Genomic DNA, 19,453 nt, shown 5'->3' with positions numbered 1-19,453 from the left:
TTCGTGCATTTCGCCCAAAAACTGGGCGCGCAGCGTGCGGACGCGGCGAAACCGCCGCCAAGTCGGGCGCCTAGGTCCAGCTCGCGGGCAGCGGCGGCAGGACGATCAGCCGGAAGTGCAGCACCAGGAAGAGGATCGTCCACAGGATCGCGGCGATCCAGGTGGTGGTGAAGAACTTCTTCCTGAGCTTGGGGTCGACCGGCGCGCCCGGATCGCCGCCGTCGCCTTTGTTGATCCCCGCTTCAGCGTGGCTGACGACGCCCAGCGGCAGGATGGCGAACAACACGGTCCACCAGATGGTCAGGAAGATCGCGATGCCGGTGGCGATACCCATCAGTGAGCGTCCTTCGGGGTTTCCATCAGCTCGACCAGCACGCCGCCCATGTTCTTCGGATGGACGAAGATCACCGGCACGCCGTGCGCCCCGATGCGGGGCTTGCCGTCGTTGAGCACCGTGGCGCCCTTGGCCTGCATGTCGTCGCGAGCGACGATGATGTCGGGCACCTCGAAGCAGACATGGTGCTGGCCGCCCTTGGGATTCTTGGCCAGGAAAGCGTGGATCGGCGAGGCCTCGCCATAGGGCTCGATCAGCTCGATCTGGCTGTTGGGCAGGTCGACGAAGCAGACATAGACCCCCTGCTCTTCCAGGATCTTGGTCTCGCTGACCTGAGTGGCGCCCAGCATGTCGCGATACATGGCGACGGACTCGGCGATGGAAGGGGTCGCGATCCCCACGTGGTTCAGTCTTCCGATCATGGCGTCCCTATAGACCTGTCAGCGGCGAGGCGCGAGATCACGCTGCGTCACACCCGCAATACCGTGGTCTCCACCACGGGCCGCTTTCCCCAGATGCGCTGGCTGGCCTTCTTCACGGCCCGCGACAGGGCCATCTCGACCTCGGAATCGATCTCGCGCTGGTCGCCCTTGAGCTTGCCGAAGGCCGTCTCGGCATCCTCGGCCAGGTCGTCCAGCACCTCGTCCATCGAATAGTCTTCGTCGGCCGGGAGACCCAGGGCCTTGACCCGCGGGCCCGAGACGATCTTGCCGCGTCCGTCCAGCACCACGGAGACCGCCAGCACGCCGTTATAGGCCGCGTGGCGACGCTCGCGCAGGGCGTCGCCGTTCTCAGGGGTCAGGAAACCGGCGTCCACATAGATGCGGCCCGCCGGGACCTCGTCGATGATCTCGGCGCGGCCGGGGGCCAGGCGGACCATGTCGCCGTTGCGCGGGGCCACTGTCTGCTTGACCTGCAGGTCCTTGGCGAAGGCGGCGTGCTCCAGCAGGTGGCGGCGCTCGCCGTGGGTGGGCACCGCGATCTCCGGGCGAGCCCAGGCGTACATGCGGGCCAGCTCGTCGCGGCAGGGGTGGCCGGAGACGTGGATCCCCGGATGATCGCGCTCCGTGTAGAGCCGCACCCCGCGATCGGCGAGGCGGTTCTGCAGGTTGCGGATCGGCACCTCGTTGCCGGGAATGACCCGCGAGGAGAAGACGCAGGCGTCGCCCGCCCCCAGCTTCACATGCTGGTGGGTCCCGTCGGCGATCCGCGAGAGGGCCGCGCGGGGTTCACCCTGGCTGCCGGTGCAGAGATAGAGGATCTTGTCGTCGGGGAAGTGCCTGGCCTCGCCGTCGGTGAGGAACTCCTTGATGTCGGAGAACAGGCCGACCGACTTGGCCGCCGCCGCCATCCGGTGCATCGAGCGGCCGACCAGGCAGACGCGGCGGCCCGCGGCCTCCCCCGCTCGGATGATCGAGTCCATGCGCGCCACGTTGGAGGCGAAACAGGCCACCGCCACCTTGCCGGTCAGGCCGGAGATCAGCTTGGCCATGGCGTCCCGGACGTCGGCCTCCGACCCCGCCTCGCCGTCGACGAAGACGTTTGTGGAGTCGCAGACCATGGCCAGGACGCCCTCGTCGCCTAACCTGCGGATTGCGCCTTCGTCGGTCACCGAGCCCAGCACGGGATCGGGGTCGATCTTCCAGTCGCCGGTGTGGAGGATGGTGCCCAGCGGGGTGCGGATCGCCAGGCCGTTAGGCTCGGGGATCGAATGGGTCAGGGTGATGAGGTCGATCTCGAAGGGACCGAGCTTGATGGTTCCGCCCAGCGGGACCTCGGTGATCTCGGCGTCGGCGGAGTCCTCGTTCTCGCGCAGCTTCTCGCGCAGCAGGAAGGCGGTGAACGGCGTGGCGTACAGCGGCGCGCGCAGGCGCGGCCACAGCCAGGCCACGGCGCCGATGTGGTCCTCATGGGCGTGGGTCAGCACGATGCCCAGGATGTCCTTGGCGTGGGCCTCGATGAACTCCGGGTCGGGCAGGATAATTTCCACGCCAGGCGTGGTCTGGTCGCCGAACGTGACGCCCAGGTCGACCACGATCCACTTGCGCGCATGCGGAGGGCCGTAGCCGTAGAGATTGAAGTTCATGCCGATCTCGTTCGAGCCGCCGAGCGGCAGGAAGACGAGTTCGTCGGTGGGTTTTACTTTGGTCATTACGTCCTTGCCGCCGTGTTCCGGCGGTGAATTTCAAGAAGGCCGCGGATCGTCAGATCCGGGTCGAAGTGGTCGATGGCGAGCGTCGCCCCATGGAACAGGGACGCCACGCCGCCCGTGGCGACCACGGTCATGGGTTCGTCGCGTTCGGCCTTGATCCGGGCGATCAGGCCCTCGATCAGGGCCACATAGCCCCAGAAGACACCCGACTGCATGGCGCCGACGGTGTCCTTGCCGACCACATGCTGGGGTTTCTGGATCGCCACCCGCGGCAACTTTGCCGCCGCCGTGTGCAACGCTTCCATAGATAGGTTGATCCCAGGCGCGATCACACCCCCCTCGAACCCACCATCCGCGGCGATGACGTCGAAGGTGGTCGCCGTGCCCGAGTCGATGACGATCAGCGGGCCCGGATAGACGATGTGCGCGCCCAGCGCGTTCACCAGCCGGTCGGCGCCGGCCTCTGACGGCTTGTCGATCCGTACTTCGATGCCCAGGTCCGCGTTCTCGCCGATCACCAGGGGTTCGACGTGCAGGTAGCGCCGGGCCAGGTTGCGCAGGTTGAAGATCGACTGCGGCACCACGCTGGAAATGATCGCCGCGTCCAGCACTCCGAACTGCAGGCCCGCCATGTTCAGCAGCTGCGACAGCCAGACCGCGTATTCGTCGGCGGTGCGGCTGGGATCGGTGGCCGCGCGCCACTGGGCGATCCAGGTCTCGCCGTCGTGCACGGCGAACAGCGTGTTGGTGTTGCCCTGCTCGATGGCCAGCAGCATGGGTCAGGCCCCTCCGAAAAAGACGTCGCCGGCGGTTATGCGCAAGATCGCGCCGTCGTCCAGCTTCAGGCGCAGGGCGCCGTCGGAATCCAGGCCCAGCGCAACACCCCGGATGGTCTGGTTGGGCAGGCGCGCTTCGCAGGCTTCGCCCAGTCCGTGGGCCTTGGCGGTCCACCCCGTAGCGATGGGGGCGAAGCCCTCGCGCGTCCAGGCCGCGCGCCAATGCTCGAACCGGGTGGCCAGCACCTCCAGGGCGTCGAGCGGCGCCGGCGGCGGGACGGTCATGTGCTCGGCGAAGGACGTGGCCGGCCGCTCCACGTCCTGCGGGGCGTGGGCCAGGTTGATACCGATACCAACCGCCAGCCAGAGCAGGCCATCGGGGCCGACGCCGGACTCGACCAGGATGCCGACCGCCTTGCGGCCATGCACCAGGACGTCATTGGGCCATTTCAGCTGGGCGGCGCCGGGACCCAGGCAGGTCTCGGCGAGATCCGCGGCGGCGAGCGCGGCGACGAAGGATATCTGAGCAGCCTCGCCGGCGGGCTTGTCGGTGGTGAGCAGCAGGGTGGCGGCCAGGTTGCCGCTCGCGGTCTGCCAGGATCGGCCGCGGCGGCCGCGCCCCGCCGTCTGCGTCAGGGCGGTGATCCACACCGGGCCGCCCTCCCCCGCCTCGGCGCGGCGGCGCGCCTCGGCGTTGGTGGAATCGAGTTCGTCGTAGGCTTCGATCGGCGGGTGCGCCACCTAGCTCAGGCCGAACGCCGCGGCGGCCGCGTGGGCCAGCGGATCGATGAAGATCAGCGCGCCCAGCACCAGGGGGAAGCTGAACAGGGCCGCCCCATAGGCGATAGCGCGGGCCTCGCCCGGGATGGCGTCCGTCTGGCTGGGGGCCGTGTCGAACCACATGGTCTTGATCAGGCGCAGATAATAGAAGGCCGCCACCACGCTGCCGACCAGGCCCAGCACCGCGGCGATCTGGATCATCGGGTCCTGCACGCCGATGGCCGCCTTGAAGACGTAGAACTTCGCCCAGAAGCCGGAGAACGGCGGCAGGCCCAGGGCCGATAGCGAAAACGCGGTCATGGCCAGCGCGATGCCCGGACGCTGTTTGAACAGCCCCGCCATGTCGTCGATGGTCTCCATGGCCACGCCGGCGCGGCTGAGCGCGGTCAGGCAGGCGAAGAATCCGGTGACGTCGACCATGTAGAGCACCATGAAGACCAGCATGGCCTGGACGCCCTCGGCGTTGCCCGCCGCCAAGCCCAGGATCGCGTAGCCGACATTGGCGATGGAGGAATAGGCCCAGAGCCGCTTGAGGTTCTTCTGGGCAAGGCCGGCGAAGGCGCCCACGAAGATCGAGAACAGGGCGATGACCACCAGCACCTGACGCCACTGGTCGATGGCGCCTTCGAAACCCTCGGTGAGGACCCGGGCGAACAGCACCATGGCCGCCAGCTTGGGCGCGGCGGCGAAGAAGGCCACGACCGGGGTCGGAGCGCCCTCATAGACGTCGGGCGTCCACATGTGGAACGGGGCGGCGGACACCTTGAAGGCCAGACCGCAGATCAGGAAGATCAGGCCGAATAGCACCCCAGTGTTGGCGCCCGAAGTCACCGCCACGGCGATGTCGGTGAACAGGGTCGAGCCGGCGAACCCATAGATCAGCGAGGCCCCGTAGAGCAGCAGGCCCGAGGAGAGCGCGCCCAGTACGAAGTACTTGAGGCCGGCTTCCGACGCCTTGGCGTTTTCACGGTGCATGGCGGCCAGGACGTAGAGGGCCAGGGACTGCAGTTCGACGCCGACATAGAGCGAGATCAGGTCGCCGGCCGAGGCCATCATGCCCATGCCCAGCGCGGCCAGCAGGACCAGGACCGGGAACTCGAAGTTCCGCACCGACTGGCGCTCGAACCACTTCTGGCCCAGCGGCAGGGCCACGGCGCTGGCCAGGTAGATCGCCACCTTGGCGAAGGCCGAGGCCTGGTCGGAGATCATGCCGCCGGAGAAACCGCGGCCGAGCGGGCCGACGGCCGCGGCCCAGGTCGCGCCCAGCAGCACCAGGATCGACGCCCACATGATCGCCGTGGTGCTGCGCGGCGAGAAGGCGCCGGCCACCAGCAGGACGAGGGCTCCGCCGGCGAGGATCAGTTCCGGGACGGCGAGGGAGAGGGAGGTCTCGAAGTTCATCTGGTGGTCTTCCTCACCCGCCGATGGCCGCGCGATAGATCGCGGCGAGGTTGTCGACCGAGGCTTGGGTCAGATCGAGGACGGCGGCCGGATAGACGCCGAGGTACAGGGTGGACGCGATCAGCGGCGCGAAGATCGCCACCTCGCGCCAGTCGAGGTCGGTGATGTCGGCCAGCGCAGGATTGGTGATCTCGCCGAAGATGACCCGACGATAGAGGCTGAGCGCATAGACCGCGGAGAAGATCACTCCGGTGGCGGCCACGACCGCCGTCCAGGTCGAGACCTGGTAGACCCCGACCATGGTGGTGATCTCGCCGATGAAGCCCGAGGTGCCCGGCAGTCCCACATTGCCCATGGTGAAAAGCATGAAGGTCGCCGCGTACCACGGCATGCGGTTCACCAGCCCGCCGTAGAAGGCGATCTCGCGGGTGTGCATGCGGTCATAGACGACGCCGACGCAGAGGAAGAGCGCACCCGAGATCACCCCGTGGCTCAGCATCTGGAAGATCGCGCCCTGGATGCCGACGGCGTTGCCGGCGAAGATCCCCATGGTCACGAAGCCCATGTGAGCCACCGACGAATAGGCGATCAGCTTCTTGATGTCGGTCTGCCGGAAGGCGACCAGCGAGGTGTAAACCACCGCGATGACGCTCAGCGCGAAGACCAGCGGCGCGAAATAGTCCGAGGCCTGCGGGAACATCGGCAGGCTGAAGCGCAGGAAGCCATAGCCGCCCATCTTCAAGAGGATGCCGGCCAGGATGACCGAGCCCGCCGTGGGCGCCTCGACGTGGGCGTCGGGCAGCCAGGTGTGGACCGGCCACATCGGCATCTTCACCGCGAACGAGGCGAAGAAGGCCAGCCACAGCCAGGTCTGCAGCTCGGGGGCGAACTTGTAGACCATCAGCTCGGGGATCGAGGAGGTCCCGGCGATCCCGATCATGGCGAGGATCGCCGCCAGCATCAGGACCGAGCCCAGCAGGGTGTAGAGGAAGAACTTGTAGGCCGCGTAGACCCGGTTCTTGCCGCCCCAGATCCCGATGATCAGGAACATCGGCACCAGGCCGAATTCGAAGAAGGCGTAGAACAGCACCAGGTCCAGGGCGCAGAACACGCCGATCACCAGGGTCTCGAGGACCAGGAAGGCGACCATGTATTCCGGCACGCGCTTCTCGATCGTCTTCCAGGAGGCGGCGATACAGATCGGCATGAGGAAGGCGGTCAGCAGGACGAACAGGATCGAGATCCCGTCCACCCCCATCCGGTAGTGGATGCCCGCGAACCAGACTGCGTCCTCCAGGAACTGGAATCCCGGATTGGCCGGGTCGAACTCGGCCACCAGCAGGATGGAGAGCGCCAGGGTCGCGAGCGTCGTGACGAGCGCGATCCACTTGGAGGCCGAGACGACACGCGCCTCGTCCTTGGACGCCGCGCGGAGCAGCAGGATGGCCGCCACCCCGATCAGCGGGGCGAAGGTGACGAGGGAGAGAATGCCGGTCATCGGATCGTCCCCCCTCAAGCCCACTGGATCAGCGCGTAGGTCAGGAGACCCGCCACGCCGAGCAGCATCACGAATGCATAGTGGTAGACGTAGCCGGTCTGCGCCCGGCCGGCCGCCCGGCCCACCGCATAGGACACCGCCGAGACGCCGTCGGGGCCGAAGCCGTCGATGATCTTCTGGTCGCCGCCCTTCCAGAACAGGTCGCCCAGGAACTTGGCCGCACGCACGAAAGTCGCCTCATAGAGCTCGTCGAAGAACCACTTGTTGTAGAGGAAGGTCCACAGCGGGCCCTTCCGCGCGGCGATGGCGGCTCCCATGCCCTCGCGCAGGATGTAGACGTAGTAGGCGCCGGCGAAGCCGATCGCCGAGACCGCCAGCGGCGCCCACTTCACCCACGTCGGCGAATGGTGGGCGTGCTCCAGGACGTGGTTGTCCGCGCCGTTGAAGATCGCCCCGCGCCAGAATTCCTTCCAGCCCTCGCCGACGAAGTGGTCGACGAAGAAGTAGCCGGCGGCCAGCGCCCCGACCGCCAGCAGCATGATCGGGACCAGCATCGACCACGGGCTCTCATGGGGCTTGTGGTCGTGGCCGTGCCCATGATCGTGGTCCGGCAACGGCTCGTCGTGTGTCTCGATCTGGGCATGGCTGGCATGGTCGTCGGCCGCGTGGTGGTGGTGGTCGTCGTGACCCCACTTGGGCGTGCCGTGGAAGGTCATGAAGGCCAGGCGCCACGAGTAGAAGGCGGTGAGGCCGGCGGCGAAGACGCTGACCACGAACGCGAAATAGGCCACTCCGCCCATCTGCTGGCCGGCCGCGAAGGCGGCCTCGATGATCGTGTCCTTGGAATAGAAGCCCGCGAAGCCGAGGTGCAGGCTGGGAATGCCGAAGCCGGTGATGGCCAGGGTCCCGATGGTCATGACCGCATAGGTGATCGGCAGGTGCTTCCACAGCCCGCCCATCTTCCGCATGTCCTGCTCGTGGTGCATGCCGTGGATCACCGAGCCCGCGCCGAGGAACAGCAGCGCCTTGAAGAAGGCGTGGGTGAACAGGTGGAACATGGCCGCCTGATAGGCGCCCACGCCGGCGGCGAAGAACATGTAGCCGAGCTGCGAACAGGTCGAATAGGCGATGACCCGCTTGATGTCGTTCTGCGCCAGGCCGACCGTGGCCGCGAACAGGGCCGTCACCGCGCCGACCAGGGTGACAATCTGCTTGGCGTAGGGCGCGTACTCGAACATCGGCGACAGCAGGCAGACCATGTAGACGCCGGCGGTGACCATGGTCGCGGCATGGATCAGGGCCGAGACCGGGGTCGGGCCCTCCATGGCGTCCGGCAGCCAGGTGTGCAGGAAGAACTGCGCCGACTTGCCCATGGCGCCGACGAACAGCAGGGCGCAGGCGAGATCCACGGCGTGCCAGTAGGAACCCGCGAACCACCAGGCGGTGTTGGCGAACTCGGGCACCCGCGGGAAGATCTCGGCGAACTGGATCGAGCCGAACATCCAGTAGACGGTCATGATGCCGAGCGCGAAGCCGAAGTCGCCCACACGGTTGACCACGAAAGCCTTGATCGAAGCGGCGTTGGCGGTGGGTTTCTTGAACCAGAATCCGATCAGCAGGTAGCTGGCCAGGCCCACCCCTTCCCAGCCGAAAAACAGCTGCATGAAGTCGGCGGCGGTCACCAGGGCCAGCATGGCGAAGGTGAACAGCGACAGGTAGGCGAAGAACCGGGGCTTGCTGTCGTCCTCGGCCATGTAGCCCCACGAATAGATGTGGACCAGGGACGAGACGCTGGTGACCACCACCAGCATCACGGCCGACAGGCCGTCCAGCCGGATCGACCAGTTGGACTGGAAGTCTCCGATATTGATGAAGGGCAGGAACTCCAGGGTGAAGGGCTCCAGCCCACCCCAGGTCCACTGCGCGAAGATCACCCAGGAGAAGACGGCGGCCAGCAGCAGCAGGCCGGTGGTGATGGCCTCGGAGGCCACATTGCCGATGCGGCGGCCGAACAGGCCCGCGATGATCGCGCCCACCAGGGGGGCGAAGACCACGGTCGTGATGAGGGACGAAGGGGTCATGGAAAGGTCGCTCAGCCCTTCATCATCGAAACGTCGTCCACGGCGATGTCGCCGCGGTTACGGAAGAAGGTGACGAGGATGGCCAGGCCGACGGCGGCCTCGGCCGCGGCGACAGTCAGCACGAACATGGCGAAGATCTGCCCGACCACGTTGTGCAGATAGACCGAGAAGGCCACCAGGTTGATGTTCACCGCCAGCAGGATCAGCTCGATCGACATCAGGATGACGATGATGTTCTTGCGGTTCACGAAGATGCCGAAGACCCCGATGGTGAACAGGATCGCGGCGACCGAGAGATAGTGGGTCAGCCCGATGGTCATTGGTCGATCCCCTGCCCCGACTTGATCTGGACGATGCGCATGCCGCTCTTGGGGCTGCGGGCCACCTGGTCGGCGATCACCTGGCGTCGGACGCCGGGCTTATGGCGCAGGGTGAGCACGATGGCGCCGATCATGGCCACCAGCAGCACCAGTCCCGCGGCCTGGAAGAAGTAGACATAGTCGGTGTAGAGCACCCGCCCGATGGTCTCGGCGTTGCTCACGTCGGTATGGACGGTCGGCGTGTCGTTGAGACTGGCCGCGCCCTGGGTCGCGACGGCGGTGGCCACCACGATCATCTCGATGGCCAGGATCCCGGCCACCAGACCGCCCAGCGGCATGTAGCGGGCGAAGCCCTGGCGCAGGGCGGCGAAATCGACGTCCAGCATCATGACGACGAACAGGAACAACACCGCCACGGCGCCGACATAGACGACCACCAGCAGCATGGCGAGGAACTCGGCCCCGAGGGTCACGAACAGCCCCGCGGCCGAGAAGAAGCTGAGGATCAGGAACAGCACCGAGTGCACGGGATTGCGCGATGAGACCACCGCGAATCCGGAGCCTACGGTCACCGCCGCCAGCAGGTAAAATGCGATCGCCAAGGCCATGACGGCTCTTCTCAGCCCCTCAGTTTCAGTGTCGTCCGGCCTCAGGCCGGCGAGCTTATTTCGTCTCGGAATCGCGCCCCGTGCTTAGCGGTAGGGCGCGTCCAGTTCCAGGTTCTTCGCGATTTGCCGCTCCCAACGATCCCCGTTCGCAAGCAGGCGTTCCTTGTCGTAATAGAGTTCTTCGCGCGTCTCGACCGCGTACTCGATGTTCGGCCCTTCGACGATGGCGTCGACCGGGCAGGCCTCCTGGCAGAGGCCGCAATAGATGCACTTGACCATGTCGATGTCGTAGCGGGTCGTGCGCCGGCTGCCGTCGTCGCGCGGCTCGGCCTCGATGGTGATGGCCTGGGCCGGGCAGATGGCCTCGCACAGCTTGCAGGCGATGCAGCGCTCTTCCCCGTTGGGATAGCGGCGCAGCACGTGCTCGCCACGGAACCGCGGAGACTGCGGATTGCGCTCATGCGGATACTGCACCGTCGCCTTGGGGCGGACCATGTACTGCATGGCCATACCGAAGGCGCCGAGGAAGTCCATCAGCGCCGCGCCTTTGATGGCCTGTGAGATGCGCTGCATCATCTGGCGCTCACTTTCCCTTACACACGAAGTCGGCGAGCCGCTTGCCGGAGCTCTGCGGCCGCTGGACGATCTCCCCGCCCTGCTTCACGCAGGCGTCGCGGGCTTGTTTCAGCGCATCGTAATTGGCCACATTGCCCACCGTCGCGCCCGACTCCACCGAGCTGGTCGCGCAGGCGCCGAGCGCCAGTGTCGCCGCGAGGATCACCAGGCCCCTCATGCCGAGGCCGGTCCGAACACGCGCCAGGCCGCAACCAGGACCACGGCCACCAGCGAGGTCGGCAGGAACACCTTCCAACCCAGCCGCATGAGCTGATCGTAGCGGTAGCGGGGCACGATGGCCTTGGCCATGGCGATCAGGAAGAAGAAGAAGCAGATCTTCATGACGAACCACATCAGGCCGTAGAAGCTCTGCACCGTCGGCGGCCAGTCGTGGACGAAGGCGAAATCGATCGGCGCCTGCCAGCCGCCGAAGAACAGCAGCGAGATCAGCGCGCACATCAGCACGATGCTGACCAGTTCGCCGATCATGAACAGCAGGAAGGGGCTGGAGGAGTATTCCACCTGATAGCCGGCCACGAGCTCGGACTCGGCTTCCGGCAGGTCGAAGGGCGGGCGATTGGTCTCGGCCAGGGCCGAGATGAAGAAGATCACCGCCATCGGGATCATGACCAGGGCGATGGGCAGGCCGGTGAGGCCGTCGCCGCCCAGGAAGTACCAGTTCCAGAACCCGCCGGCCTGCTGCTCAACGATGGTCTGCAGGTTCATGGTGCCGGCCAGCAGGATCACGGTGACGATCACGAAGCCGATGGAGACCTCATAGGAAACCATCTGCGCCGCCGAACGAAGGCTGCCCAGGAACGGGTACTTCGAGTTCGAGGCCCAGCCGCCCATGATGATGCCGTAGACGCCCAGCGAGCTGATCGCGAACAGATACAACACCCCGACATTGATGTTGGAGACCACCCAGCCGGGCGCGAACGGGATCACCGCCCAGCCGACCATGGCCAGGGTGAAGGTCAGAACCGGAGCCAGCAGGAAAACGAACTTGTCGGCTCCGTCGGGAATCACCAGTTCCTTCAGTACGAACTTGATGAGGTCGGCGAAGGACTGGAGCAGTCCGAACGGACCGACGACATTGGGACCCTTCCGCATCTGCACGCCCGCCCAGATCTTGCGGTCGGCCAGCATGAAGAAGGCCAGGGCCACGAGCAGGGGCAGGATCACCGCCATGATCTGGGCGACGGTGATCAGGGTCCAGCCGCCCGGGGTGGTCCAGAAATTGGTGGTGGGATCCATGCCCTACTCCGCCGCGATCTTGGCGGCGCCGGAGACCACGGCGGCGCATTCGGCCATCGTCACGCTGGCGCGGGCGATGGGGTTGGTCAGGTGGAACGCCTTGATGGGGCTCGAGAACGGCTTGTCCGACGCCGTCCCCTTGGTCCCCAGCGCGGCGAAATCGATGACGGCCGGCGCAGCCGGCACATAGTCGATCTGGCCGAAGGTCGGATGGTCCTCGAACAGCTTGGCGCGAAGTTGGGCCAGGGTGTCGTACGGCAGGGTCGCGCCCAGGCGGTCGGACAGGGCGCGCAGCACCGACCAGTCCTCACGGGCCTCGCCCTTGGGGAACACGGCGCGGAAGCCCATCTGCACCCGGCCCTCGGTGTTGACGTATAGGCCGTCCTTTTCGGTGTAGGCGGCGCCGGGCAGGATGACGTCGGCCTTGTGGGCTCCGGCGTCGCCATGGGTGCCCAGATAGACGGTGAAGGCCTTGGAGACCGAGATGTCGATCTCGTCTGCGCCCAGCAGGAAGAGCACGTCCAGAGCGCCGGCTGCGGCCATGTCGCGGGCGCTCTTGCCGCCCTCGGGGGGGACGAAGCCCATGTCGAGGCCGCCAACCCGGGACGCCGCTGTATGCAGCACGTTCCAGGTCAGGCCGAAGGTCTTGGCCGCTGCCGCTGCGGCGGCCAGCACGGCGGCGCCGTCCTCGCGGCCCAGCGCCCCGGTCCCGACGATGATCGCCGGGGCCTTGGCGTCCCGGAGCACCTTGACGAAGTCGCTCTTGGCCTTGGCCAGGCCCGACAGGCTCTCAGGTCCGGCGCCTAGGTAGTCGTAGCCATAGGTGAGGTCGGCCTGTTCGCCGATCACGCCCACCCGCAGGGCGCCGGCCAGCCAGCGCTTGCGCAGGCGAGCGTTGAACACCGGCGCCTCGAGGCGCGGATTGGCCCCCACGATGAGGATCGCGTCGGCGTTCTCGATCCCGGCGATGGTGGAGTTGAACAGCCAGCTCTCGCGCGGACCGGCGCCGAGCGCCATGCCGTCCTGCCGGCAGTCGATGTTCTTGACGCCAAGCGACCCGAACAGGTCCTTGGCGGCCTTCATGGACTCCGCGTCCTGCAGGTCACCGGCGATCACCCCGACACGGTCGGGACTGGCGGCCTTGATCTTGGACGCCACCAGGTCGAGGGCCTCGGCCCAGCTCGCCGGCTGCAGGCGGCCGTCCTTGCGGACATAGGGCTGGTCAAGGCGTTGACGCAGCAGGCCATCCACGGCGTAGCGGGTCTTGTCGCTGATCCACTCCTCGTTGATGTCCTCGTTGAGGCGGGGCAGCACGCGCAGCACCGCGGGGCCGCGGCTGTCGACGCGGATCGCCGAGCCCAGGGCGTCCATCACGTCGACGCTCTCGGTCTTCTTCAGCTCCCAGGGCCGGGCGTTGAAGGCGTAGGGCTTGGAGGTCAGGGCGCCGACCGGGCAGAGGTCGATCACATTGGCCGAGAGTTCCGACGTCACCGATTTGTCGAGATAGGTCGTGATTTCAACATCTTCGCCGCGGGAGATGAGACCGATTTCCGGCACGCCCGCCACCTCGGTGATGAAGCGGACGCAGCGGGTGCACTGGATGCAGCGCGTCATGACCGTCTTGATCAACGGCCCCATGAACTTCTCTTCGACGGCGCGCTTGTTGTCGGCGTAGCGGCTGTCGTCCCGGCCATAGCCCATGGCCTGGTCCTGCAGGTCGCACTCCCCGCCCTGGTCGCAGATCGGGCAGTCCAGGGGGTGGTTGATCAGCAGGAACTCCATCACCCCTTCCCGGGCCTTCTTGACCATGGGGGAGTTGGTGATGATCTCCTGGCCCTCGGCGGCCGGCAGGGCGCACGAGGCCTGGGGCTTCGGCGGGCCAGGCTTAACCTCGACCAGGCACATGCGGCAGTTGCCGGCGATGCTGAGGCGTTCGTGATAGCAGAAGCGCGGGATCTCTTCCCCGGCCAGCTCCGCCACCTGCAGAACCGTCATGCCGGGTTCGAACTCGACCTCGACGCCGTTGACCTTCGCTATGGGCATGCCGGGTTACTCCGCCGCTTCCAGGGACGCGCCCTGAACGTGCGGCTTGCCGATGCGGTAATTGGTGATCCGCTCCTCCACCTCGTGGCGGAAGTGGCGGAACAGGCCCTGGATCGGCCAGGCGGCCGCGTCGCCCAGGCCGCAGATGGTGTGGCCCTCGACCTGGCTGGCGACGTCCAGCAGCATGTCGATCTCGCGCATCTCGGCCTCGCCGGTGGCCATGCGCTCCATGACCCGCCACATCCAGCCGGTGCCTTCGCGGCAGGGCGTGCACTGGCCGCAGCTCTCGTGCTTGTAGAAGTAGGACGCGCGCGCGATGGCGCGGACAAGGTCGGCGTCCTTGTCCATGACGATCATGGTGGCGGTGCCTAGGCCCGACCGGCGCGCGGCCAGGTCGTCGAAATCCATCAGGGCTTCCTCGGCCTCTTCCGCCGGGATCATCCGCATGGAGATGCCGCCGGGGATCACGGCCTTGAGGTTGCCCCAACCGCCGCGCACGCCGCCGAAGTGGTCCTCGATCAGCTGGCGCATGGGGATCGACATGGTCTCCTCGACCACGCAGGGCTTGTTGACGTGGCCCGAGGCCGCCATCAGCTTGATGCCCGAGTTCTTCGGCCGCCCGAAGCCCGCGAACCAGCCGGCGCCACGGCGCAGAATCGAACCCACGACCGCGATCGACTCGACGTTGTTGATGGTGGTCGGGGCGCCATAGATGCCGGCGCCGGCCGGGAACGGCGGCTTCAGGCGCGGTTGGCCCTTCTTGCCTTCCAGGCTCTCCATCAGCGCAGTCTCGTCGCCGCAGATATAGGCCCCGGCGCCGTGGGTGACGTGGAGGTCGAAGTCCCAGCCGTGGATGTTGCCCTTGCCGATCAGCCTGGCGTCGTAGGCCTGGCGGATCGCGGCCTCGAGGCGCTCGCGCTCATGCACGTATTCGCCACGGATATAGATATAGGCGGTGTGGGCGCGGATGGCGTAGCTGGCGACCAGGCACCCCTCGATCAGCAGGTGCGGATCGTTGCGGATGATCTCCCGGTCCTTGCAGGCGCCGGGCTCGGACTCGTCGGCGTTGACCACCAGGAAGTGGGGCCGTTCGCTCTCGGCCTTCGGCATGAAGGTCCATTTGAGACCCGTGGGGAACCCCCCACCGCCCCGCCCGCGCAGGCCCGATTCCTTGATCTGCTCGCAGATCCATTCCGGGGTCTGGGCCAGCATCTCGCGGGTGGCGTTCCAGCAGCCGCGAGTCTTCGCACCTTCCAGGCCCCAATCGTGGACGCCATAGAGGTTGGTGAAGATGCGGTCCTTGTCTTCGAGGATGCCGACCAAGGCCCCTACACTCCCTTTTTCGCGGAACGAACGCCCGCGATGAACCAGATCTGGGCGGCAAGCCCAGCGATGAGCGCCGCCACGAACACATAGACCAGCCAGTCCACGCCCTTGCCGAAGGCGCCATAGGCCGCGGCGGCGGCCACGATCCCGCAGACCGCGTCGACGGCGACCATGACCTTCAGTCGGCGCTTGGTGGCTTCGAGATCCATCAGGTGGCCGGAGCCTTGGCCTTGCCCTTGGGCGCGGCGTTGGGCAGCGACTTGATCGGCTTGGCGGCCGAGCCGTCATAGAGCTTCGGATCGGTGAGCACGAGCGGCCCGCCCTCGGGAGAAGAACCCTGGCGGCCGATCATCGAGCCCGGCGCGGGCGGCTTGCCGGCGGCAAAGTCGTCCAGCAATTTGTCCAGGATCTCGACCGTCAGGTCCTCGTAGTAATAGTCGTTGATCGCGGCCATGGGCGCGTTCGAGCAGGCGCCCAGGCACTCGACTTCCTGCCAGTAGAACTTGCCGTCGGCCGAGCGGTGGTCCTTGGGACCGATCCGCGTCTTGCAGTGGGCCATCAGCTCGTTGGCGCCGCGCAGGGCGCAGGGCGTCGTGCCGCACACCTGCACAAGGGCGTGGGTGCCCACCTGCTCCAGCATGAACATGGTGTAGAAGGTCGCGACCTCCAGCACCCGGATCTGCGGCATGCCCAACAGGGCGGCCACGGCGCGGATGGCGGGTTCGGAAACCCAGCCCTCCTGCTTCTGGATCAGCCACAGGATCGGGATCACGGCCGACTGCTGCCGGCCTTGCGGGTACTTCGAAATCCACCACTGCGCCTGCTTGGCGCTCTCTTTCGAGAACTCGAAGCTGGCGGGCTGGTTCGGCGAGAGGCGACGGACGCTCAAACGTTCCTCACTTCACAAAGTCGACGCGGACGATCTTGGCGTCGGCGATCGTGTAGATGGCCGCGACCTCGAAGGTGTCGCCGCCGGGCGTGCGGCTGACCCGCTCGTGGTCGATCACCGTATTGCCGATGACCATGCGGTTGAGCAGTTCAGCCTTGTTCTGGGGAAAGTCGGCGAAAACCTGGGTGTACTTCGCGCGGTAAGCCGCGATGCCGGAGATGGTCACCGCGCCATTCAGGTCGGCGACCACGATGTCGTCGGCGAAGCAGGCGCAATGGCCGTCCAGATCCTGGTCGTTGTAAGCCTCGAGTTGGGCCTCGGCCACGTCGAACGGGCTGATGCAGGCGGGGGCGCTCACCGGTCTATCTCCCCGAACACGATATCGAGCGAGCCCAGGATGGCGGAGACGTCGGCCAGCATGTGGCCGCGGTTTATCCAGTCCATGGCCATCAGGTGCGGATAGCCCGGCGCGCGGATCTTGCAGCGGTAGGGCTTGTTCGTCCCGTTGCTCACCAGATAGACGCCGAACTCGCCCTTGGGCGCCTCGACGCAGGCATAGACCTCGCCCGGCGGGGTGTGGAAGCCCTCGGTATAGAGCTTGAAGTGGTGGATCAGCGCTTCCATCGAGCGTTTCATCTCACCGCGGCGGGGGGGCGAGACCTTGTTGTCCTCGGTCAGCACCGGGCCAGGGGTCTTTTTCAGCCGCTCCACGCACTGGAGGATGATCTTCGTCGACTCGCGCATCTCCTGCATCCGGCAGAGATAGCGGTCGTAGCAGTCGCCGTTCACGCCCAGCGGGATGTCAAACTCGAAGTCGTCATAGCATTCGTAGGGCTGACTGCGACGCAGGTCCCAGGCGATGCCCGAGCCGCGCACCATGACGCCGGAGAAGCCCCACTTGATGGCCTCGTCCTTGGTCACCACGCCGATGTCGACGTTGCGCTGCTTGAAGATGCGGTTGCCCGTGATCAGCCTGTCGATGTCGGCCATCGGCCGGGCGAAGGCCGTGGCCCAGTCGCCGATGTCGTTGACCAGGGCCTCGGGCAGGTCCTGGTGGACCCCGCCGGGCCGGAAATAGTTGGCGTGGAGCCGCGCCCCGCAGGCGCGCTCGTAGAACACCATCAGCTTCTCGCGCTCTTCGAAGCCCCACAACGGCGGGGTGAGCGCGCCGACGTCCATGGCCTGGGTGGTGACATTGAGCAGGTGGTTCAGGATCCGGCCGATCTCCGAGAACATCACCCGGATCAGGCTGCCGCGGATCGGAACCTCGATCCCCATGAGCTTCTCGATGGCCAGGCAGAAGGCGTGCTCCTGGTTCATCGGCGCCACGTAGTCGAGGCGGTCGAAATAGGGGATGTTCTGGAGGTAGGTCCGGTACTCCATCAGCTTTTCGGTGCCGCGATGCAGCAGGCCGATGTGCGGGTCGACCCGCTCGACGATCTCCCCGTCCAACTCCAGGACCAGACGCAGGACGCCGTGGGCCGCGGGATGCTGCGGGCCGAAATTGATGTTGAACTTGCGGACCGGGGTCTCCGGCACGTGCGGGGTCAGCGAAGCGTCGTCAGCCATCACTTCGCCTCCACTTTTTCGTCGCCGGGCAGCACGTAGTCCGCGCCCTCCCAGGGCGAGAGGAAGTCCCAGTTGCGATACTCGACCGACTTCACCGGCTCGTAGACCACGCGCTTGAGTTCGTCGTCGTAGCGCAGCTCCACATAGCCGGTCATCGGGAAGTCCTTGCGGAGCGGATGGCCGTGGAAGCCGTAGTCGGTGAGGATGCGGCGCAGGTCCGGATGGCCCTCGAAGAAGACGCCGTACATGTCGAAGGCCTCGCGCTCGAACCAGTCGGCGCAGGGATAGACCCCGGTCACGGTCGGGACGGGCGTGTCCTCGTCGGTCTCGATCTTCAGCCGGACCCTGTGGTTCTTCGTCAGGGACAGCAGGTGGTAGACCACGTCGAACCGCCGGACGCGCTCGGGATAGTCCACGCCGCAGAGGTCGATGAGCTGCTGGAACTGATAGTCCTGGTGGTCGCGCAGATAGGTCAGCGCCTCCACGATCCGCGGCAGCGGCGCGGTCAGGGTCAGCTCGCCAAAGGCCACGGAATGGCCGGCGATCGCGCCGGCGCTGTTGGCCACGATCGCCTGGCCCAGCATCTCCATCTGGTCGGAGGTCTGCGGCCAGCTCATCGCTCGATGGTCCCGGTGCGGCGGATCTTCTTCTGCAGCTGCAGCACGCCGTAGACCAAGGCCTCGGCGGTGGGCGGGCAGCCCGGCACATAGATGTCCACGGGCACGATCCGATCGCAGCCGCGCACCACGGAATAGGAGAAGTAGTAGTAGCCCCCGCCGTTGGCGCACGAGCCCATGGAGATCACGTAGCGCGGCTCCGGCATCTGGTCGTAGACCTTGCGCAGGGCCGGAGCCATCTTGTTGCAGAGCGTGCCGGCGACGATCATCACGTCCGACTGGCGCGGGCTGGCGCGGGGGGCGAAGCCGTAGCGCTCCAGGTCGTAGCGGGGCATCGAGGCCTGCATCATCTCGACCGCGCAGCAGGCGAGACCAAAGGTCATCCACATCAGCGAACCGGTGCGCGCCCAGGTGATCAGGTCGTCGGCCGCCGCGGTGATGAAGCCCTTGTCGGCCAGCTCACCGGAGATCCCGTCAAAGAACGGGTCATGGGCCTTGGGATTATAGCCTTCGACCGTGGTGCGGCCGGCAGCGCCCGCAGGAACGATTATTCCCATTCCAGGGCTCCCTTCTTCCATTCGTAGATGAAGCCCACGGTGAGCACGCCCAGGAAGGTCATCATCGACCAGAAGGCGAATTGGCTGGCCTCCTGCGGCAGCTTCATCAGCGCCACGGCCCAGGGGAACAGGAACGCCACTTCCAGGTCGAAGATGATGAATAGGATCGAGACCAGGTAGAACCGCACGTCGAATTTCATCCGCGCGTCGTCGAACGCGTTGAACCCGCACTCATATGTGGAGAGCTTCTCCGGGTCCGGGGCCTTGGGAGCCAGGACCGCCGAAGCGATGATGAAAACCAGACCCAGGGCTCCCGCGATCCCCAGGAAGATCACGATGGGCAGGTACTGCAGAAGGAAGGCGTTCATGGAATCCTCAAGCGGAGTCGGGGCCCTTCTAGACCACGTCGGCGGCGGGTTCAAACGGCGGTTTGCGCTGCGAAAAGCCTTGTCGCCTCAATAGTTGCGAGTAGCTCTCAACAAGCCTGACCACGGAACGCCGGTCTTTGTCCGCGCCCTTGTGAGCCACGGCCTGGACTGGGTCGCCGAGGAGCTCGAACGGGCCACAGGGTGCGTCATTCCGCGCTTCATTCGCCGATCTCCGCAGAGACTCGTTGACACGATTCCGCCT

22 protein-coding genes are annotated in these 19,453 nt (G+C 66.4%); all 22 read right to left on the bottom strand.

The window, feature by feature from the left end:
• Positions 1-70: 70 nt before the first annotated feature.
• Complete coding sequence (locus M9M90_RS10470) at positions 71-334, bottom strand: DUF1467 family protein (protein ID WP_254833186.1); 264 nt, start codon at positions 332-334, stop codon at positions 71-73.
• Positions 334-756, bottom strand: coding sequence for a methylmalonyl-CoA epimerase (mce, locus tag M9M90_RS10465; protein ID WP_254833185.1), 423 nt, complete (start codon positions 754-756; stop codon positions 334-336). The genes M9M90_RS10470 and mce overlap by 1 nt, the downstream gene beginning before the upstream one ends.
• Positions 757-803: 47 nt before the next feature.
• Positions 804-2,486, bottom strand: a complete 1,683-nt coding sequence (locus M9M90_RS10460) for a ribonuclease J (RefSeq protein WP_254833184.1) — start codon at positions 2,484-2,486, stop codon at positions 804-806.
• Positions 2,486-3,262: a type III pantothenate kinase gene (locus M9M90_RS10455; protein ID WP_254833183.1), complete on the bottom strand. Its 777-nt coding sequence runs from the start codon at positions 3,260-3,262 to the stop codon at positions 2,486-2,488. The genes M9M90_RS10460 and M9M90_RS10455 overlap by 1 nt, the downstream gene beginning before the upstream one ends.
• A 3-nt stretch (positions 3,263-3,265) precedes the next feature.
• Positions 3,266-4,003: a biotin--[acetyl-CoA-carboxylase] ligase gene (locus M9M90_RS10450; protein ID WP_254833182.1), complete on the bottom strand. Its 738-nt coding sequence runs from the start codon at positions 4,001-4,003 to the stop codon at positions 3,266-3,268.
• A complete protein-coding gene (gene nuoN / locus M9M90_RS10445; RefSeq protein WP_254833181.1) occupies positions 4,004-5,443 on the bottom strand; it encodes an NADH-quinone oxidoreductase subunit NuoN in 1,440 nt (479 codons plus the stop codon). It lies immediately after the preceding gene.
• Positions 5,444-5,456: 13 nt separating this feature from the next.
• Positions 5,457-6,941, bottom strand: a complete 1,485-nt coding sequence (locus M9M90_RS10440; protein ID WP_371876839.1) for an NADH-quinone oxidoreductase subunit M — start codon at positions 6,939-6,941, stop codon at positions 5,457-5,459.
• Between the two features lie 14 nt (positions 6,942-6,955).
• A complete protein-coding gene (nuoL, locus tag M9M90_RS10435; RefSeq protein ID WP_254833179.1) occupies positions 6,956-9,022 on the bottom strand; it encodes an NADH-quinone oxidoreductase subunit L in 2,067 nt (688 codons plus the stop codon).
• 11 nt (positions 9,023-9,033) lie between these two features.
• A complete protein-coding gene (gene nuoK, locus M9M90_RS10430; protein ID WP_254833178.1) occupies positions 9,034-9,342 on the bottom strand; it encodes an NADH-quinone oxidoreductase subunit NuoK in 309 nt (102 codons plus the stop codon).
• Positions 9,339-9,950, bottom strand: coding sequence for an NADH-quinone oxidoreductase subunit J (locus tag M9M90_RS10425; RefSeq protein ID WP_254833177.1), 612 nt, complete (start codon positions 9,948-9,950; stop codon positions 9,339-9,341). The genes nuoK and M9M90_RS10425 overlap by 4 nt, the downstream gene beginning before the upstream one ends.
• Before the next feature lie 84 nt (positions 9,951-10,034).
• Entirely contained in the window at positions 10,035-10,526 is a 492-nt protein-coding gene (gene nuoI, locus M9M90_RS10420; RefSeq protein ID WP_254833176.1) for an NADH-quinone oxidoreductase subunit NuoI, read from the bottom strand.
• A 7-nt stretch (positions 10,527-10,533) separates the two neighbouring features.
• On the bottom strand, positions 10,534-10,743 hold the full coding sequence (locus M9M90_RS10415) for a hypothetical protein (protein WP_254833175.1): 210 nt from the start codon (positions 10,741-10,743) through the stop codon (positions 10,534-10,536).
• Positions 10,740-11,822 (bottom strand): NADH-quinone oxidoreductase subunit NuoH, encoded by a 1,083-nt coding sequence (nuoH, locus tag M9M90_RS10410; protein ID WP_254833174.1) that lies wholly within the window; start codon positions 11,820-11,822, stop codon positions 10,740-10,742. Before nuoH ends, M9M90_RS10415 begins: the two co-directional genes overlap by 4 nt.
• A gap of 3 nt (positions 11,823-11,825) precedes the next feature.
• Positions 11,826-13,865, bottom strand: a complete 2,040-nt coding sequence (nuoG, locus tag M9M90_RS10405) for an NADH-quinone oxidoreductase subunit NuoG (protein ID WP_254833173.1) — start codon at positions 13,863-13,865, stop codon at positions 11,826-11,828.
• 6 nt (positions 13,866-13,871) lie between these two features.
• Positions 13,872-15,188, bottom strand: coding sequence for an NADH-quinone oxidoreductase subunit NuoF (gene nuoF, locus M9M90_RS10400; RefSeq protein ID WP_254833172.1), 1,317 nt, complete (start codon positions 15,186-15,188; stop codon positions 13,872-13,874).
• Between the two features lie 5 nt (positions 15,189-15,193).
• Entirely contained in the window at positions 15,194-15,400 is a 207-nt protein-coding gene (locus M9M90_RS10395; RefSeq protein WP_254833171.1) for a hypothetical protein, read from the bottom strand.
• On the bottom strand, positions 15,400-16,080 hold the full coding sequence (gene nuoE / locus M9M90_RS10390; RefSeq protein WP_254833170.1) for an NADH-quinone oxidoreductase subunit NuoE: 681 nt from the start codon (positions 16,078-16,080) through the stop codon (positions 15,400-15,402). Before nuoE ends, M9M90_RS10395 begins: the two co-directional genes overlap by 1 nt.
• A gap of 7 nt (positions 16,081-16,087) precedes the next feature.
• Complete coding sequence (locus tag M9M90_RS10385) at positions 16,088-16,438, bottom strand: nuclear transport factor 2 family protein (RefSeq protein WP_254833169.1); 351 nt, start codon at positions 16,436-16,438, stop codon at positions 16,088-16,090.
• Positions 16,435-17,649 carry an NADH-quinone oxidoreductase subunit D gene (locus M9M90_RS10380; protein WP_254833168.1) on the bottom strand — a complete coding sequence of 405 codons (1,215 nt, stop codon included), beginning with the start codon at positions 17,647-17,649 and terminating at the stop codon, positions 16,435-16,437. The genes M9M90_RS10385 and M9M90_RS10380 overlap by 4 nt, the downstream gene beginning before the upstream one ends.
• Positions 17,649-18,266 (bottom strand): NADH-quinone oxidoreductase subunit C, encoded by a 618-nt coding sequence (locus M9M90_RS10375; RefSeq protein ID WP_254833167.1) that lies wholly within the window; start codon positions 18,264-18,266, stop codon positions 17,649-17,651. Before M9M90_RS10375 ends, M9M90_RS10380 begins: the two co-directional genes overlap by 1 nt.
• Positions 18,263-18,844 carry an NADH-quinone oxidoreductase subunit B family protein gene (locus tag M9M90_RS10370; RefSeq protein WP_254833166.1) on the bottom strand — a complete coding sequence of 194 codons (582 nt, stop codon included), beginning with the start codon at positions 18,842-18,844 and terminating at the stop codon, positions 18,263-18,265. Before M9M90_RS10370 ends, M9M90_RS10375 begins: the two co-directional genes overlap by 4 nt.
• A complete protein-coding gene (locus M9M90_RS10365) occupies positions 18,814-19,191 on the bottom strand; it encodes an NADH-quinone oxidoreductase subunit A (protein WP_254833165.1) in 378 nt (125 codons plus the stop codon). Before M9M90_RS10365 ends, M9M90_RS10370 begins: the two co-directional genes overlap by 31 nt.
• Positions 19,192-19,453: the final 262 nt, after the last annotated feature.

It is taken from the genome of Phenylobacterium sp. LH3H17, assembly GCF_024298925.1.
In the GTDB taxonomy this organism is placed as follows: domain Bacteria; phylum Pseudomonadota; class Alphaproteobacteria; order Caulobacterales; family Caulobacteraceae; genus Phenylobacterium.
Note: the sequence above shows the minus strand (reverse complement) of the source record. Positions and strands in the feature narration are given on the sequence as shown.

Bases quoted from the DNA above. Each gene is read 5' to 3' on its own strand.
- nuoK (WP_254833178.1), bottom strand. From the start codon at position 9,342: ATGACCATCGGGCTGACCCACTATCTCTCGGTCGCCGCGATCCTGTTC.
- M9M90_RS10425 (WP_254833177.1), bottom strand. From the start codon at position 9,950: ATGGCCTTGGCGATCGCATTTTACCTGCTGGCGGCGGTGACCGTAGGC.
- M9M90_RS10365 (WP_254833165.1), bottom strand. From the start codon at position 19,191: ATGAACGCCTTCCTTCTGCAGTACCTGCCCATCGTGATCTTCCTGGGG.
- M9M90_RS10440 (WP_371876839.1), bottom strand. From the start codon at position 6,941: ATGACCGGCATTCTCTCCCTCGTCACCTTCGCCCCGCTGATCGGGGTG.
- nuoH (WP_254833174.1), bottom strand. From the start codon at position 11,822: ATGGATCCCACCACCAATTTCTGGACCACCCCGGGCGGCTGGACCCTG.
- M9M90_RS10375 (WP_254833167.1), bottom strand. From the start codon at position 18,266: ATGAGCTGGCCGCAGACCTCCGACCAGATGGAGATGCTGGGCCAGGCG.
- M9M90_RS10470 (WP_254833186.1), bottom strand. From the start codon at position 334: ATGGGTATCGCCACCGGCATCGCGATCTTCCTGACCATCTGGTGGACC.
- M9M90_RS10380 (WP_254833168.1), bottom strand. From the start codon at position 17,649: ATGGCTGACGACGCTTCGCTGACCCCGCACGTGCCGGAGACCCCGGTC.
- nuoI (WP_254833176.1), bottom strand. From the start codon at position 10,526: ATGATGCAGCGCATCTCACAGGCCATCAAAGGCGCGGCGCTGATGGAC.
- M9M90_RS10395 (WP_254833171.1), bottom strand. From the start codon at position 15,400: ATGGATCTCGAAGCCACCAAGCGCCGACTGAAGGTCATGGTCGCCGTC.
- nuoL (WP_254833179.1), bottom strand. From the start codon at position 9,022: ATGACCCCTTCGTCCCTCATCACGACCGTGGTCTTCGCCCCCCTGGTG.
- nuoG (WP_254833173.1), bottom strand. From the start codon at position 13,865: ATGCCCATAGCGAAGGTCAACGGCGTCGAGGTCGAGTTCGAACCCGGC.
- M9M90_RS10370 (WP_254833166.1), bottom strand. From the start codon at position 18,844: ATGGAAGAAGGGAGCCCTGGAATGGGAATAATCGTTCCTGCGGGCGCT.
- M9M90_RS10455 (WP_254833183.1), bottom strand. From the start codon at position 3,262: ATGCTGCTGGCCATCGAGCAGGGCAACACCAACACGCTGTTCGCCGTG.
- M9M90_RS10460 (WP_254833184.1), bottom strand. From the start codon at position 2,486: ATGACCAAAGTAAAACCCACCGACGAACTCGTCTTCCTGCCGCTCGGC.
- mce (WP_254833185.1), bottom strand. From the start codon at position 756: ATGATCGGAAGACTGAACCACGTGGGGATCGCGACCCCTTCCATCGCC.
- nuoN (WP_254833181.1), bottom strand. From the start codon at position 5,443: ATGAACTTCGAGACCTCCCTCTCCCTCGCCGTCCCGGAACTGATCCTC.
- M9M90_RS10415 (WP_254833175.1), bottom strand. From the start codon at position 10,743: ATGAGGGGCCTGGTGATCCTCGCGGCGACACTGGCGCTCGGCGCCTGC.